Source organism: Burkholderia cepacia complex sp. TUM26381, assembly GCF_057439935.1.
Map to the genome: position 1 here is coordinate 2,872,094 of NZ_CM172007.1, position 16,036 is coordinate 2,888,129.

Here is a 16,036-nt window from a genome sequence, read left to right on the forward strand (position 1 = left end):
GGAAGGTTCGACGATAGCAAGACGCGCGCCGGCCACGAACCAATTCATCGAGCTATCGGTATGACGGCGGCCGGATTGCGCCGGCCGCCGCACGGCATCATGCGCGGCCGGTCATCTTCCATTGCTGTTCGAGCGCACCCGGCCCGAAGTCGAGCGAGCCGCCGAGCGGTTCTGCGAGCGCCTGGAAATACGCGGCTTCCTCGAGGATCAGGATGTACTTCGACACGTCGAGGATCGACTTGCCCCAGAACGTCGCGCCGCCGTTCGCCTCGATGATCGCCGGCACGTCGGGATCGCGCCGGATCGTGTCGACGATGAAGCGCGGCTCGCCGGGGCGGCGGTCGACATAGACCGGAATCTCGCGGGCACGCGTGTAGCGGGCGGCCGGTGCATAGCGGATCGGCAGCGGACGATGCGCGCTCGCCCACGCGCCGAGGTACGGGCCATGCACGTGAATCACGACGTCGACTTCCGGCGCCTCGCGGAACACGCCCGCGTAGCGCGGGCCGTTGCCGCCCGCGCGCGCGTCGCCATGCAGCACGTCGCCGTCGAGCGTCACGACGACGGGCTGGATCTCCTGCGACGCGGCCCACGGGCTCGGCGCCGACAGCGCAACGACGAGTTCCGTGCCGGGCACGCGCTGGAACGCCTGGAACGTGTTGGTTGCGGATAGCGTGCGCGTTTCCTTCAGCACGCGCGCGGCCTGCGTGAATTCGCGCGTGGCGCGCTCGACGAATGCCACGAGTTCGCCGCTGTCGATGGCTTGGGTGACGGACATGAGGACGGGTTCCTTGATCGGTGGACGGATGAGCTTGCGTCGCGACACCGCAACGCACGGCACCGGATCAGCAGCAATCGTGCCAGCCAGGCAAACGCTCGCCGCAAACCGGCCGGTGCGGCGCGGGCACGCGATGCGCGACTCGCGCCGTGCAGTCTGTGTGCATGTGTCTGTTGCAAGAGCAACAATGTGGCGACCGGGATTGCTGCACGACGCGCAGCCGACGCGCGTGCGCGCTCGTCCCGGTATGGATCGCGCGCCCGTGATACCGCGCGCAGTATGCGCAACGAGCCCGCTGGTTCAAAACTTGCATCGTGGTCGACCCGCGCCGGTCCTGCACGGTGCATCCGATCTCACCGACCTTCATCCGACCATGACGCTTCTTCCCCTGCGCGGCCTCGCCGCACGCACGCTGCTCGTATCGGCGCTCGCCTTGCCTTCCGTCGTTTCACTCGCAGCGTCTCCCGGCCATGTTCCCGTGCCCGATCCGCTGCAGGGCGACGGCCGCGTGTCCGCGTTCTACACGTGGGATCGCGACATTCCGGCCACGCCCGGCGCGCTGCTGCGTTCCGAACCGCTGCCCGCGGCGCTCGGGCTCGCGAGCGCCGCCCGGCAACTGCGCATCCTGTATGCATCGACCGACGGCGTCGGCGGCCATACGCCGATTGCCGTGTCGGGCGCGCTGTTCGTGCCGCGCGGCACGCCGCCGGCCGGCGGCTGGCCGATTGTCGCGTGGGCGCACGGCACGTTCGGGATGGCCGACATCTGCGCGCCGTCGTGGTTCGGCCGCTCGTATCGCGACGTGCGCTACCTGAACGCGTGGCTTCAGCAAGGATTCGCGGTGGTCGCGACCGACTACCAGGGGCTCGGCACGCCCGGCCCGAATCCGCAGCTCAACAACCGTTCGAACAGCTACACGCTGCTCGACAGCGTGCGCGCGGTGCTTGGCGGCGTGCCGGGCCTCGCGAACGAAGTCGTGCTCGTCGGTCAGTCGCAAGGCGGTTCGGCCGTGTTCGCAGCGGCTGGCTACGCGCCCGTCTATGCGCCCGAACTCGCGATCCGCGCGACCGTCGCGACCGGGACGATCTACAACGCATCGCGCGCCACGCTCGCGTCGCTGCCGAAGTTCGACACCGCATACCGGCGCGATCCCGAGCGGGTCGATCCGACGCTCGCGTACCAGTTCTATTCGGTGCTGTCCGCGCAGCAGATCGACCCGTCGCTGCGCGCCGATGAAGTACTGACCGAGCGCGCGCTGCCGATCCTCGAACAGGCGCGCATCGGCTGCCTCGCATCGCTCGAGGATGACGCGGCACTCGCACACCTCACGCACGCGAACACCGTGAAACCGAGCGGCGATGCACGGCTGCAGGCATGGTGGGACGACTACCTGACGTACCCGACGCTGAAGATCGCCACGCCCGTTTTCATCGGCGCGGGCGCGGACGACGGGCTGGCGCCGCTCGAACTCGCGCTCGCGAAGGATGCGTGCGCGGCCGGTACGACCGTCGAGGCGCACCTGTATGCGGGCCGCGAGCACAACGGCACCGTCAACGCATCGCTCGCCGATTCGATTCCGTTCGTGAAGCGCGTGCTGGCCGGCGAGACGATTCACCCGGTCTGCTCGCCGGTCGCGCAGCAGGCCGTGTCGCAATAGCCGGTTCCCGGTGCTTTGCACGACGGCGCGAATGCTTGTGCAAATCCGTTATTGGATCGCGTCGCCGCGCATTTTTATACTCGTCAGCACTCTCTGTTAAAGAGTGCCAGCCAAATTCGACAGATCAGCACAGGACGAAAAGATGAGCCTACGCCCCTTGCACGACCGCGTGATCGTGAAGCGACTCGACCAGGAAACCACCACCGCATCGGGCATCGTGATCCCCGACAGCGCCGCCGAAAAGCCCGACCAGGGTGAAGTGATCGCCGTCGGCCCGGGCCGCAAGGATGCGGACGGCCAGCGCATCGTGCCCGACCTGCAGGTCGGCGAGCGCGTGCTGTTCGGCAAATACGCAGGCCAGGCCGTCAAAGTGGACGGCCACGAGTTTCTCGTGCTGCGCGAGGAAGACATCGTCGCGGTCGTCAATCAATAACGGAGCGCAATCATGGCAGCCAAGGAAATCATTTTCAGCGACATCGCACGGTCGAAGCTGACCGAAGGCGTGAACATCCTCGCGAACGCGGTGAAGGTCACGCTCGGGCCGAAAGGCCGTAACGTCGTGCTCGAACGCAGCTTCGGCGCACCCGTCGTCACGAAGGACGGCGTGTCGGTCGCGAAGGAAATCGAACTCGCGGACAAGCTGCAGAACATCGGCGCGCAGCTCGTGAAGGAAGTCGCGTCGCGCACCAGCGACGCCGCCGGCGACGGCACGACGACGGCCACCGTACTCGCACAGGCAATCGTCCGCGAAGGCCAGAAATACGTGGCGGCCGGGCTCAACCCGCTCGACCTGAAGCGCGGTATCGACAAGGCCGTTGCCGCGGCCGTCGACGAGCTGAAGAAGATCAGCAAGCCGACCACCACGAGCAAGGAGATCGCGCAGGTCGCGACGATCTCCGCGAACGGCGAGGAATCGATCGGCCAGCGTATCGCCGAAGCGATCGACCGCGTCGGCAAGGAAGGCGTGATCACCGTCGAGGACGGCAAGTCGCTCGCCGACGAGCTCGACGTCGTCGAGGGGCTGCAATTCGATCGCGGCTACCTGTCGCCGTACTTCATCAACAATCCCGACAAGCAGATCGCCGAGATCGAAAGCCCGTACATCCTGCTGCACGACAAGAAGATCTCGAACATCCGCGACCTGCTGCCGGTGCTCGAACAGGTCGCGAAGTCGGGCCGCCCGCTGCTGATCATCGCCGAAGACGTCGAAGGCGAAGCGCTCGCGACGCTCGTCGTGAACAACATCCGCGGGATCCTGAAGACCGTCGCGGTCAAGGCGCCGGGCTTCGGCGATCGCCGCAAGGCGTTGCTCGAAGACATCGCGATCCTCACCGGCGGGCAGGTGATCGCCGAGGAAACGGGCCTGACGCTCGAGAAGGCGACGCTCGCCGAACTTGGCCAGGCGAAGCGCATCGAGGTCGGCAAGGAAAACACGACCGTGATCGACGGCGCCGGCGATGCGAAGAACATCGAAGCGCGCGTGAAGCAGATCCGCGTGCAGATCGACGAAGCGACATCGGATTACGATCGTGAAAAGCTGCAGGAACGCGTCGCGAAACTCGCGGGCGGCGTCGCGGTGATCAAGGTCGGCGGTGCGACCGAGATCGAAGTGAAGGAGAAGAAGGATCGCGTCGACGACGCGCTGCACGCGACGCGCGCGGCCGTCGAGGAAGGCATCGTGCCGGGCGGCGGCGTCGCGCTGATCCGCGTGCGGCAGGCCATCCGCGAACTGAAAGGTGTGAACGCCGATCAGGACGCCGGCATCAAGATCGTGCTGCGCGCGCTGGAGGAACCGCTGCGCCAGATCGTCACGAATGCGGGCGAGGAAGCGAGCGTCGTCGTCGCGAAGGTCGCGGAAGGCGCGGGCAACTTCGGCTACAACGCGCAGACGGGCGAGTACGGCGACCTCGTCGAATCGGGCGTGCTCGATCCGACCAAGGTGACGCGCACGGCACTGCAGAACGCGGCGTCGGTCGCGGGGCTGCTGCTGACGACCGACGCGACCGTGTTCGAAGCGCCGAAGGATGCGGCGCCGGTTGCCGGGCCCGGCGGCCCGGGGGCGGGCGGGCCGGGGTTCGATTTCTGATGATGGGCGGTGCGCGCCGGTTCGCCGGCGTGCGTGCGGTCCTGCTGGAACATGAAACGCGTGGCGACGGAAGTCGTCACGCGTTTTTTCTTGGGATCGACCGTATGCGTGGCCGTTACCGCGCTCGGGTAAGATGAAAGTCCGTCCGCCCGCGCCGCCGCTCACGCCATGTCGACCACCCTCAACACCTTGCTTCCGCTCGCCGGCGTCCTGCTGCTGAGCGTCGCCAGCCCGGGCCCGAACTTCGTGATCGTCACGTCGACCGCCGTCGTGTCGCGCCGCGCGGGCGTGATGACGGGGCTCGGCCTCGCCGCCGCGTCCGGTACCTGGGCCGCGATCGCGATCGCCGGGTTGAGCCTGCTCGTGACGCACGTCGCATGGGTCCACACCGCGCTGCGGCTCGCCGGCGCCGCCTATCTGATCTGGCTCGGCCTGAAAATGATCGTGACGGCGCGCAAGCCGTTGCCCGATTCCGCGCCGGCAGCTGCGTCCGACTGGAAGGCGGCGAAAAAGGGCTACGCCGTCAGCATGACGAACCCGAAATCCGTCGCGTTCTACGGCAGTATCTTCGCGCTGATGGTGCCGGCCCGTGCGCCGGCGTGGCTCGATCTCACGGTCGTCGTCCTGTCGATCTCGATCTCGGCCGCGTGGTATTGCGCGATGGCGCTGCTCGCGTCGCATCCTTCGGTGCGTGGGTTGCTGGTCCGGCGCAAGGCAGTGCTCGATACGGCGGCCGGCCTGCTGCTGATCGGGGTGGGCGGGCGGATGCTGGCCGGACGCTGATCCGCTGCGCCCCCTCCCCGTCGAACCCTCGCCGCTCATCGTCACGTCATCCATGCACGCCATCGTCGACGGCGGCGAATGGCCGTGGGGCAGCGGTGGCGCGAATGGCGCGTTCGGCTGCGCACCGCACCTGCGCACCTCTGTGGCCATGCGCGTAACGGGCGACCAAGCACCTTTACGACCTTTTTACTTGCGCGCGCGAATACGTTCACTAGAATGGGTTCGCCATCCACCACCGAGACGCGACATGCGCATCCGAAGTCCTCGCCCTCCGAGTTGCTTCTCTGCCTGACAGGCAGGACGCCTGTGTCTCGCTTTCCCGAGCCACCGTCCTGCCGCCTGGCGGACGGTGCGCGCCGTAGTCATTCCCGTGCACGCCCGAACACGACGTCGATGCGATAACCGCGCATCGTGACGCGTGCGCTCGAGCGTGTGTGCGCAGCACATCCCGTGCGACGACGCATCATCGATCCGCCGATCCGACCCATTTACTTTGCATGCCTGATTTCATCCAGGAAAATTTCCGTTACCGGAGACCGGTCATGTTCGAGATCGACAAACAGTACACACGCGAATTCATTCACACCGCCTGCGGCGGCAGCAAGCAGGGATTCCTGCCGACGAAGAACGGCAAGGTGGTGGCCGCCTGCCTGCGCGCGGACCTCAACCCGCATGCGCCCGACGTAATCCTCTGCGACGGCAGCGCGTCCGCGCGCTCGGCCGGCGGAACGCTCGCCGCGCAGCGCGATGCGATTCCGGTGTTAATCAAAACGGCAACGGACGCCTACCGCTTCGTCGGCCAGTACGTCGTCAACGAATCGCTCACGGCGCCGCTCGACTGCGCGCCTTACGTGCGCAACAGCGGCTTCACGGCCGCGCAGATTTCACGCGTGCTCAAGCTCAAACGCAGCTGACATGCACGGCGCATCCCGCGCCGTATCTCGGGCGTCTTTCATACAGGAGCAATCATGCTGGGCTTGACGTTCTGGAAACACGTACTCGGCACGCGGACCGATGCCATCCGCGAAGACAGGACGATCGCACACGACCGGCACCGCCGCGTGTCGAGAACGCTCGTGCTGACCAGCGCCGCCGTGGCGTTCGCGGCGATCGCGTTCGGCGCGCCGGTGGTCGGCATTTCGGTCTTTCTGCTGACGACGCTGCCGTTCGTGCTGTCAGGTACCTGACGATACCGGTGTCGGGCCCGGTTCCATCGACGATCGATACGACATTTTAATACCCGGCCCCCACGTCTCTGACACCGTCTTTACGCGGTTTTGTCTAGGATTTCCTTGTCATCCCGACACGGAGAGATCCGCATGCAAACGCAGCAGGCCGCCGTCGGCGGCCAACCCGACCTTCCCCACCGACACGGCGGCACGCCGCTCGCGACCCGGCTGGCCGACGCCTGTCCGCCGGAGCACATCCTGCTCGACGTGCCGGTGGAAAGCGCAATCCAGTTGTTCGACCTCGTCGCGCGATACATCGAGCGCAGCAGCGGGGTGTCCGCCGAACGGATCAGGACCGAACTCATCAAGCGCGAACAACTCGGCTCGACCGGCCTCGGCCAGGGCGTCGCGATTCCGCATGCGCGGGTCGACGGGCTCGGCTCGGCCGTCGCGCTGTTCGTTCGCGCGCTGTACCCGTTCGCGTTCAACGCGCCGGACCGCAAGCCCGTGCGCGAATTCATCGTGCTGGTCCTGCCGCAAGCGGACGACCGCGCGCACCTCGAACTGCTCGCGGACGCGGCACGGTGTTTCAGCGAACGTCCGTTTCGGCAAGCGTCGCGCGATGCGCAAAGGCCCGACGAGATTCACCTGCTGATGCAACGCACGCACTGATGCCGCGCCGTGCGGCGGCAGGCACTCCCTTCATCCTTCTGGATTCCCATGTTCCCCGACCCTGAAAGTCCCACCCTTACGTCACGGCGCGTCGCCGGCCTGGCCCGCTCGCTGCCGTTCATGCAGGCCCTGCACGGGCAGACCGTCGTCATCGTCGACGGCGGCGCCGCGAACGAGGCGCGCACCCGCGTGGCCTTCGCGCAAGATGTCGCGCTGCTCGCGCTCACCGGCGTTCGTCCGGTCATCGTCCAGGGCATACCGGCCGCGTCCGAAACGCAATCGGTTCACACCGCGCACGCCGCGATGGCCAGCGTCAATCACGAACTGGTACGCCTGATCGGCAGTCACGGTGCAAAGGCAATCGGCATCGACGGTCACGACGGTGGCCTGCTGGTCGCCAGCGCGGAACCCGACCGTACCGACACGAGCGCAGTCGCACGGTTCGACGGCGCCGCGCTGACCGCGTTTCTGGAACACGGACTTGTGCCCGTCGTGATGCCGGTCGCACCGGACGACGCGGGTCACGACCACCTGCTGCGCCCGGAACGCGTCGGCAGCCTGTTCGCGCAACGCACGGGTGCGGTCACGCTGGTGATGATGGTCGACACCGCCTTGCTGCATGAACTCGGCGAACTCGCCGGGCTGTACGGCATCACGGAACTCGAACAATGGCTCGCCGAACACCCGGCAGCCGGTGCGGCGCCGTGCGTGCGGGAAGCGCTCGATGCGCTCGCGCACGGCGTGCAGAGCGTCCACCTCGCCGATATCGGGCAACCCGAATCGCTGATCGACGAACTGCTGACGGAGGAAGGATCGGGCGTGGTGTTCTGCCGGCGCGGCAACACCGATCTGCTGTCGGAAACCCGCCGCTACTTCGCCGATTCCGCGTGCGTGCTGCGTGACGGGTTCAGCGTCGAGAAGAAGCCGGTCGTGCGGTTCTGACCCGGTAGCTGGAAAGCGCTTGCGGCGACCGGCAACGGCCGCCGCAAGCGGGCAACAACGTTAGCGTCGCGTCGCCAGCCGTCGCACGACACGTACCAGCGCATCGACCTCGTCGCACGTGTTGTAGAACGCAAGCGATGGCCGCACCGTGGCCTCGAGCCCGAAACGCCGCAGGATCGGCTGCGCGCAGTGATGCCCCGAGCGCACCGCGATGCCCTCTTCGTTCAGCGCCTGCCCGACTTCCCCGGTTTCATAGCCCTTCAGCACGAACGACAGCACGCTCGCCTTGTCGCGCGCGGTGCCGACGAGCCGTACGCCCGGTACCGGCGCGAGCACGCTCGTCGCATACGCAAGCAGGTCGTGCTCGTAGCGCGCGATGTTCTCGATGCCGACACGGCTCACGTAGTCGAGCGCCGCGCCGAGCCCCACCGCATCCGCGATATTGCCGGTGCCGGCTTCGAACCGGTTCGGCGGCGGCTGGAACACCGTGCGCTCGAACGTCACGTCCGCGATCATGTTGCCGCCGCCCTGCCAAGGCGGCATGTCGTCGAGGATCGCGCGCTTGCCGTACACCACACCGATCCCGGTCGGCCCGTAGATCTTGTGCCCGGAGAACACGAAGAAATCCGCATCGAGCGCCTGCACGTCGACGCGCATGTGCGAGATCGACTGCGCACCGTCGACGAGCGCCTTCGCGCCCGCGCGATGCGCGAGATCGACGATCTCCTTCACCGGCACGACCGTGCCGAGCGCATTCGACACCTGCGTGACGGACACGATCTTCGTGCGGTCGTTCAGCAGCTTCCGGTATTCGTCGAGCAGCACCTGCCCCGAATCGTCGACCGGAATCACGCGCAGCTTCGCGCCCTTCTGCGCGGCGAGTTGCTGCCACGGCACGATGTTCGCGTGATGCTCGAGATGCGACACGACGATCTCGTCGCCTTCGCCGACGTTCTGCGCGCCCCACGTCTTCGCGATCAGGTTGATCGCTTCGGTCGTGCCGCGCACGAACACGATCTCGTCCGGCGACGATGCGCCGATGAAGCGCTGCACCGTTTCCCGTGCGTGCTCGTACGCATCCGTCGCGCGGCCGGCCAACGCATGTGCCGCGCGGTGAATGTTCGAGTTCTCGTGTGCGTAGAAATACGCGAGGCGGTCGATCACGGCCTGCGGCTTGTGCGTCGTCGCCGCGTTGTCGAACCAGACGAGCTGCTTGCCGTTCACACGCTCCTGCAGGATCGGGAAGTCGCGGCGGATCGCGTTCACGTCGAACGGCGGATGCGCACCGCGATGCAACTGACCTTGCGGCTCGGCTGCGTGCGTCTCGTCGATGAAGTAGCGCGGCACGTCCCCGCCCGATGCGCGCGACACCGGCGCGTCGCGATGCACGGCGAGCAGGTCGCGCAGTGCATCATCGCCCGGCAACCCGAACGCTTCCGGCGACGCGAGGCCGTTCGACGGCACGACGATGTCCTGCGGCGTCGCCTGCCAGCCCTGCAGCGAACCGTCGGTGAAGTAGTACGGCGACGCCTTCGCCGCGCCTTCCGGTGCGGCCGCATTCACCGGCGGCACGCCGAGCGCCGCGCCGCCGACACGCGGTTCGAGCGCGGGCGCGATCGACACGGCGTTGTCGGGCAGCCCGTTCTGCGCGGCCGCATGCGGCGCGAGCGCGGGGGCGCGGTTGCCGAGCGACAGCACGTGCGTCGGCGCGGACGGCGCGAGGTTCGCGCCGGGCACCTTGCCCTGCGGCAGCGCGAGCCCCGGCACGCCGGTACCCGCCCCGCCCGGGCCCGCGAGCGGCGAGCCGCCCGGCACCGGGTTGCTGACCGACGCGAGGATCGGCGCGGCCGCGGGCAGCGCGGACGGCACGCCGCCGACCGCACCGCTGCCCGCCGACAGCCCGGGCGCGGTGGCCTGCCCGGGTGGCGTCGCGAAGAACTCGGACGCGAGCCGCGCGAGCGTCGCCGGGTCCGGCAACCCTGCCGGCAGCACCGCGTGCGGCAGCGCATGCGCGTGGCCGTCGGCCAGGCCGGGATTAACGGTAGGTGTCGGGATAGTCATGGAACTTGGCGATTTCGACGTCATCGAGGACAGCCAGCGCATCCGGCGAATGGACCGCGAGCGAGCAATACAGCGAGATCAGGTACGACGCGATCGCCTGGTTGTTGATCCCCATGAAGCGCACCGACAGGCCCGGCCCCTGCTCGCCCGCGACGCCTGGCTGATACAGGCCGACGACGCCCTGGCGCTTGTCGCCGACGCGCAGCAGCAGGATCTTGGTCTTGCCGTCCGCAACGGGCACCTTGTCCGACGGAATCAGCGGAATGCCGCGCCACGTGAGGAACTGCGAACCGAACAGGCTGACCGTCGGCGGCGGCACGCCGCGCCGCGTGCATTCGCGGCCGAACGCGGCGATCGCGAGCGGGTGCGTGAGGAAGAACGCCGGCTCCTTCCATACCTTCGTCAGCAGCTCGTCGAGATCGTCCGGCGTCGGCGCGCCCGTCAGCGGGAAGATCCGCTGGTCGTCGGTCACGTTCGCGAGCAGCCCGTAGTCGGGGTTGTTGATCAGCTGGCTTTCCTGCAGTTCCTTGATCGTCTCGATCGTCAGGCGCAGCTGTTCCTTGATCTGGTCATGAGGACTGCTGTAAAGATCGGAGATCCGCGTATGCACGTCGAGCACCGTGCTGACCGCATTCAGGAAGTATTCGCGCGGCTGTTCCTCGTACGGCACGAAAGTCTGCGGCAGTACGCTTTCGTCTTCGAGCTGCGTGCAGGCGGCGCGCACGGCTTCCGGATTCTTCACCTGGTTCAGGCGATAGATGCCGGCCTCGACCGGTACCCATTGCAGCAGATGGGTCAGCCAGCGCGGCGTGATCGTGGAAAGCTGGGGGACGGTCTTGGTAGCGTTCGCTAGTTGGCGGGCGGCGTGATCGCTCAGCGCGGCCGTGCCGCTTGCAACGGTCGACATGTGTGGCTCCGGGTTCTTAAGATGAAAAACGGGATTGCTTATGACGCTCGGTGATTATCGGAAGCACGCACCTGCCGGCTCAACATGCTATAGCCGTCAGGCGGTGCATCCGAAGGGGAAAACGGTGCGGCGCGACCTCAGGTGACGTACACGCCCGGCAGCAGCATCGAGATCGATACGTCGAACGCGCGTGCGATCTTGTCGGCCGTGACGATCGACGCGATCGCCTCGCCGCGCTCGATCTCGCCGACATACGAGCGGTTCAGCCCCGCGTGCTCGGCCAGTTGCTCCTGCGACCACGTGCGCGCTTCGCGCAGCTTGCGCACGTTGGCGCCGAAGTGATGGATGAGGTCGCTCATCGCGCCTCCTAGGCGACACGCGCCGCCGCGCGCGGCACGGCGTTCGCTTCGCTGCGCAGCACGGCCTGTGTGACGTTTTCGCCGGCGGCCACGTCCTGCGTGAGCCACACGTTGCCGCCGATCACCGCGCCGCGCCCGATCGTCACGCGGCCGAGAATCGTCGCGCCTGCATAGATCACGACGTCGTCTTCGACGATCGGATGGCGCGCGAGCCCTTTCTCCAGATGGCCGGCCGCATCGCGCGGGAAGCGCTTCGCGCCGAGCGTGACGGCCTGGTACACGCGCACGCGCTCGCCGATGATCGCCGTTTCGCCGATCACGACGCCCGTGCCGTGGTCGATGAAGAAGCCCGCGCCGATGCGCGCGCCCGGATGAATGTCGATGCCCGTTTCCGCATGCGCCTGCTCGGCGATGATCCGCGCGAGCAGCGGCAGGCCAAGCCCGTACAACTCGTGCGCGAGCCGGTGGTGGATCATCGCGAGGATGCCCGGGTAGCACAGCAGCACTTCGTCGACGCTGCCGGCCGCCGGATCGCCGTGGAATGCGGCCAGCACGTCGCTGTCGAGCAGCCGGCGAATTTCGGGCAGGCGCGCGGCAAACGCCTGCACGGCCGTCGACGCAACGTCATCGACGTGATCGACCTGCCCTTCGGCACTGCGCTGCCGCGCCGCGTAGCGCAACTCCAGCTTCACCTGCGCGAGCAGCGCGTTCAGCGCCGCATCGAGCGCATGGGCCACGTGAAAGTTCTCGCTCTCCTGGCGCAGGTCGGGCGGCCCGAGCCGCATCGGGAACAGCACGCCCTTCAGCGCGCCGACGATCTGCGCGAGCGCCTCGCGCGCCGGCAGGTCGCGCCCGCCCGGTTCGAGCGAGCGCCGCTGCTTCTCGCGCCATGCGCGGCGCACGCTTTGCAGCGATTGAACGATGTCGTCGATGTCGAATGCGGCCATGCTGCTTTCTCCCCGTAACGGCCGTGAATCAATCAGTCCTGCGCCCACGGCAGGCCGCGGAAGCGCCAACCGTTCTGGCTACCGCGGTGCTGCCGCTCGTCGAGGTCGCCCTCGAACCCTTCGAGCACGTTGAATACCTGCGTGAAGCCCCCCTTCGTCGCGGCCTCGGCCGCCTGTGCCGAGCGATTGCCGCTGCGACACAGCAACAGCACGACGGCCTCCTTGCCGGTTTTCGCTTCCAGTTCGCGCACGAAGCGCGGATTGCGCGTCAGGCTCGTGCCGGTCGCCCACGGTACGTGCAGCGACTCCGGCACGTGGCCGACGAATTTCCGTTCTTCCGCAGTACGCACGTCCACCAGCAATACGTCTCCAGCAGAGAACAGCGCCCACGCGGCTTGCGGCGCGACGCCGCCCGCGTAGGGCGTGCCGGCCGCCGCTGCCGCCGCGCGCGCGTCTTCGAGCGCCTGCTGTGCAGCGGTTCGTTCTTCCAGTCCAACCGTCATGACACTTCCTTGTTTTCGTAGATTCGTATGAACAAAAACACCGGGAATCCGGCCGTCGCAGCTTGCGTGCTGTCTATAGCCGTCAGCGCCACTATGCGAGGGCGGTCGGGGAAGCAGAACCAATAAAATTTCATTTCCTAATCAGCGCCGCGGGGAATGCAATAGCAGACGCGCGCTATCGGTGTGCGGTCGCTGGCGGGCTGGAAATGCGGGAGGGTGACCGTTCGATGTCTTGCATCGAAGGAGTTTGAAAGGATGGGAGGGAGCGGATCAACGCGGCGCGGGCCGCGTTGCCATGGAATCCGAAATGAACCGGATGGCGCGCGCATCGCCGATGCACGCCCCCGTCAAATCATCAAGACTGCGGATCGACCGGCGCAATCGGCACGCCACGCGCTTCGATATCTCGCCCCGCGAGCAGACACAGATCCTCGCGATGATGCGTAGCCACTACCTGCACGCCCACTGGCACGCCGTTCACGAGTGACGTCGTGACGGCCAGCCCCGGCAGCCCCATCGCGGGTAGCGCACGCAACGTGAGTTGCGCTTCCCACACGCGCGCGAAGCCGTCCGGCCCCTGGCGGTCGAGATCGTCCGGGAACGGCAGTTCCGACGAAACAGGCAACAGCAACACCGGATACTCGTCGAGAAACAGCCGCCATTGCCGCGTCAACGTCGTACGCCGGACCAGCGCACGGCTGATCACGTCGGCCGGCAGGTCGCGCACCTTGCCGCGCACGGCCGCAATCACCGCCGCCGCGCCCGGATCGCCGTCCTGCTCGACCGAATTCGCCAACGCATCGAACCCGTCTCCGAGCCAAAGCTGTTCCTGCAACAACGCCGCCTCTCGCATCGGCGGCGTATCGTCGATCTCGTCGACGATCCAGCCCGCATCGACCAACCGGCGCGCGGCATCGCGCAACGCAGCCTCCACTTCAGGCACGACTTGCAAGCCCCCCGGACGCACACACAGCGCAGCACGCTTCGGCTCCTCGCGCCCGTCGAACGGCACGGCCACGTTCCACGGGTCACGCGTATCCGGCGCGGCGAACGCACGCAGCGCGAGCGAGAGGTCGTCGATCGTGCGCGCGATCGGCCCAGCGGTCGACATCAGTTGCGCACCGATCGCACGCTCGGGCGACGATGCATTGAACGCCGGTACGCGGCCGAGCGACGGCCGGATCCCGTGCACGCCGCACGCAGAAGCCGGGTAACGCACCGAGCCGCCGATATCGGTGCCGACCGCAAGCGGGCCGATCCCGGCCGCCACGGCGGCCGCCGCGCCGCCGCTCGATCCGCCCGGCGTCAGCGACGCATTGCGCGGATTGCGCGTGTGGCCGTGCACGAGATTCGACGTGAACCAGCGAAGCGCGAACGTCGGCGAATTGGTGCGGCCCAGCAGAATCCCGCCGGCCTTCCGGATGTTGGCGACCACCGGGCTGTCGGCGTGCGCGATCAGGTTTTCCTGCAAGCGCGTACCGTTGGTCGTCGCAAAATCCGCCTGATCGATGTTGATCTTCACGGTCACGGGCACGCCCGCGAGCGGGCCCGGATCGTCGCCGCGCGCGATCGCGCGGTCGACTTCGTCGGCCTGCCGCCGCACGTCGTCGGGGCGGTGTTCGACCACCGCGTTGATCGCCGGATTCACGGCATCGAGACGATCGAGCACAGCGTCCGCCACGTCGCGCGCGGACACTTCACGATGCCGCACACGTTTCGCCAGTTCGGCGGCCGACAGTTGCCAGAGTTCGGTCATGACTTCTCCTGGTGGAAAGACATCACAATCCCACACGGCGCCGCGCTTCTTCACGAAGACGCGGCGCCCCGTTCACTCACTGCGTATCCTGCTTCGCGCGCTCGGCCGCAGCGATGATCGCGTCGGCCACGGCCTTCGGCTGGCTCAGCATCGCGACATGGCTGCCGTTCACGCGTGCGACCGTCGCACCGATCCGTTTCGCCATCGTTTCCTGCAGCGTCGGATCGATCATCCTGTCCTGCGTCGCGACGACGAACGTCGACGGCTTCGCATGCCATGCGGCCTGCGCGACCTTCTCCGAGATGCAACCGCTATACCACGGCCCCTGGGTCGCCGCAACGATGCGCTGCTGCGCAGGCGGCAGGTCCGGCGCGAAGTCCTGCGCGATCGCCTTGTCCGACAACCGCGCGAAACCGCCCGCGTCCTTGCGCAGCTCACCGGCCCACGACGGCGCCGGCAGCCCCTGCGTGACGTCGGCGATCGACTGGCCGCTATCGGGCGCGAACGCGGCGACGTACACGAGCGATTTCACCTTGTCGTCGTTGCCCGCATCGCTGATCACGACGCCGGCCCACGAATGGCCGACCAGCACGACCGGCCCCTTCTGCGCGTCGATCGTGCGCCTGGTCGCGGCCGCGTCGTCGGCGAGCGAGCTCAGCGGATTCTGCACCGACACCACGTGCAGCCCGCGCGCCTCGAGCAGCGGAATCACGCGGTTCCAGCTCGAACCGTCGGCGAATGCGCCGTGCACGAGCACGACGTTCGTGCCCTTCAGGTCTTCCTTCGGCGCGGCCTGCGCCGCGACCGCACCGAACAGTCCGCCGATCACCGCGGCGGATACCAGAACGCGTTTCATCAAACCGGCCATCGTCATGCTCCTTTCTCTGTCGTGTCTGTTGTTCAAATGAAGTGCTGCAGTGGCGGCCGCGTCTGCCTGCAGCAGGCGCGGCACCGGATTACGAATGCGCGTACAGGTCGTCGGCGGCATTCCGTGCAGCGCGCGATTGCGCCGCGTCGCGATGGCCGGCAGGCGTCGGCGCATCGGCCACGGTGTCGCCTTGCGACTTCGACGGGCCGTTCTGATCGGAACGCGCCACCTGCAACGCGTGAGCGATGTCTTCCGGGTAGTGCGGTTCGCTACGCGCCGGGTTGTAGCCGGCCTGCTCGAGGCGGACGAGTTCGGCGCGCACGTCGGCACGCGTGAGGCTGTGGCCGGTATCGGCGAACGACAAGGCGGGAGCGACGGCGAGGACGGCAACGGCGAGGATTCGAGCGGCTTTCATCAGAGTTCTCCTGGAACGAAGTTGGGGTATCGATCACTTGGCATCCGGTGCGGACGTCTGGCACCGAACGTTTGCTGCATGTCGACAGTAGAACCCGCTCACGTATCCGGCATGTTTCCGAAACCGGTGCTTT

At 67.3% G+C, this 16,036-nt stretch carries 17 protein-coding genes; 8 read left to right on the plus strand and 9 right to left on the minus strand.

Annotated features, from left to right (window positions below):
- Window positions 1-97: 97 nt before the first annotated feature.
- Complete coding sequence (locus ACWMMN_RS29585) at window positions 98-778, minus strand: class II aldolase/adducin family protein (protein ID WP_486423516.1); 681 nt, start codon at window positions 776-778, stop codon at window positions 98-100.
- Window positions 779-1,151: 373 nt separating this feature from the next.
- On the opposite strand from ACWMMN_RS29585, the gene ACWMMN_RS29590 reads away from it, so the two are divergent.
- The 8 genes from ACWMMN_RS29590 (at window position 1,152) to ACWMMN_RS29625 (ending at window position 8,087) form a co-directional block, all read left to right on the plus strand.
- Complete coding sequence (locus ACWMMN_RS29590) at window positions 1,152-2,435, plus strand: lipase family protein (protein ID WP_226196848.1); 1,284 nt, start codon at window positions 1,152-1,154, stop codon at window positions 2,433-2,435.
- 142 nt (window positions 2,436-2,577) lie between these two features.
- A complete protein-coding gene (locus tag ACWMMN_RS29595) occupies window positions 2,578-2,868 on the plus strand; it encodes a co-chaperone GroES (protein ID WP_059237655.1) in 291 nt (96 codons plus the stop codon).
- Between the two features lie 12 nt (window positions 2,869-2,880).
- Window positions 2,881-4,521 carry a chaperonin GroEL gene (gene groL, locus ACWMMN_RS29600; protein ID WP_486423517.1) on the plus strand — a complete coding sequence of 547 codons (1,641 nt, stop codon included), beginning with the start codon at window positions 2,881-2,883 and terminating at the stop codon, window positions 4,519-4,521.
- Window positions 4,522-4,689: 168 nt separating this feature from the next.
- Complete coding sequence (locus tag ACWMMN_RS29605) at window positions 4,690-5,304, plus strand: LysE family translocator (protein WP_059237657.1); 615 nt, start codon at window positions 4,690-4,692, stop codon at window positions 5,302-5,304.
- A 542-nt stretch (window positions 5,305-5,846) separates the two neighbouring features.
- Window positions 5,847-6,218 (plus strand): DUF6697 family protein, encoded by a 372-nt coding sequence (locus ACWMMN_RS29610; protein ID WP_486423518.1) that lies wholly within the window; start codon window positions 5,847-5,849, stop codon window positions 6,216-6,218.
- A gap of 54 nt (window positions 6,219-6,272) precedes the next feature.
- Window positions 6,273-6,491: a hypothetical protein gene (locus ACWMMN_RS29615; RefSeq protein WP_226196850.1), complete on the plus strand. Its 219-nt coding sequence runs from the start codon at window positions 6,273-6,275 to the stop codon at window positions 6,489-6,491.
- A 132-nt stretch (window positions 6,492-6,623) separates the two neighbouring features.
- The gene (locus ACWMMN_RS29620; protein ID WP_256086777.1) at window positions 6,624-7,145 is read left to right on the plus strand and encodes a PTS sugar transporter subunit IIA; all 522 of its coding nucleotides are present in this window, start codon (window positions 6,624-6,626) and stop codon (window positions 7,143-7,145) included.
- Between the two features lie 48 nt (window positions 7,146-7,193).
- Complete coding sequence (locus tag ACWMMN_RS29625; RefSeq protein WP_059237661.1) at window positions 7,194-8,087, plus strand: amino acid kinase family protein; 894 nt, start codon at window positions 7,194-7,196, stop codon at window positions 8,085-8,087.
- 60 nt (window positions 8,088-8,147) lie between these two features.
- Here ACWMMN_RS29625 and ACWMMN_RS29630 read toward each other — a convergent pair whose 3' ends face one another.
- The 8 genes from ACWMMN_RS29630 to ACWMMN_RS29665 form a co-directional block, all read right to left on the minus strand.
- Window positions 8,148-10,148 (minus strand): family 2A encapsulin nanocompartment cargo protein cysteine desulfurase, encoded by a 2,001-nt coding sequence (locus ACWMMN_RS29630; RefSeq protein WP_342705720.1) that lies wholly within the window; start codon window positions 10,146-10,148, stop codon window positions 8,148-8,150.
- A complete protein-coding gene (locus ACWMMN_RS29635) occupies window positions 10,123-11,055 on the minus strand; it encodes a family 2A encapsulin nanocompartment shell protein (protein ID WP_021156739.1) in 933 nt (310 codons plus the stop codon). Before ACWMMN_RS29635 ends, ACWMMN_RS29630 begins: the two co-directional genes overlap by 26 nt.
- A gap of 137 nt (window positions 11,056-11,192) precedes the next feature.
- Window positions 11,193-11,414 carry a helix-turn-helix domain-containing protein gene (locus ACWMMN_RS29640; protein ID WP_059237663.1) on the minus strand — a complete coding sequence of 74 codons (222 nt, stop codon included), beginning with the start codon at window positions 11,412-11,414 and terminating at the stop codon, window positions 11,193-11,195.
- An 8-nt stretch (window positions 11,415-11,422) separates the two neighbouring features.
- On the minus strand, window positions 11,423-12,361 hold the full coding sequence (gene epsC / locus ACWMMN_RS29645) for a serine O-acetyltransferase EpsC (protein WP_059237664.1): 939 nt from the start codon (window positions 12,359-12,361) through the stop codon (window positions 11,423-11,425).
- A 32-nt stretch (window positions 12,362-12,393) separates the two neighbouring features.
- Window positions 12,394-12,864 (minus strand): rhodanese-like domain-containing protein, encoded by a 471-nt coding sequence (locus ACWMMN_RS29650; RefSeq protein WP_486423519.1) that lies wholly within the window; start codon window positions 12,862-12,864, stop codon window positions 12,394-12,396.
- A gap of 355 nt (window positions 12,865-13,219) precedes the next feature.
- Window positions 13,220-14,620, minus strand: a complete 1,401-nt coding sequence (locus ACWMMN_RS29655; protein WP_486423520.1) for an amidase family protein — start codon at window positions 14,618-14,620, stop codon at window positions 13,220-13,222.
- A 76-nt stretch (window positions 14,621-14,696) separates the two neighbouring features.
- Window positions 14,697-15,488, minus strand: coding sequence for an alpha/beta fold hydrolase (locus tag ACWMMN_RS29660; RefSeq protein ID WP_174993393.1), 792 nt, complete (start codon window positions 15,486-15,488; stop codon window positions 14,697-14,699).
- A gap of 88 nt (window positions 15,489-15,576) precedes the next feature.
- On the minus strand, window positions 15,577-15,903 hold the full coding sequence (locus ACWMMN_RS29665) for a DUF4148 domain-containing protein (RefSeq protein ID WP_059237667.1): 327 nt from the start codon (window positions 15,901-15,903) through the stop codon (window positions 15,577-15,579).
- Window positions 15,904-16,036 lie beyond the last annotated feature (133 nt).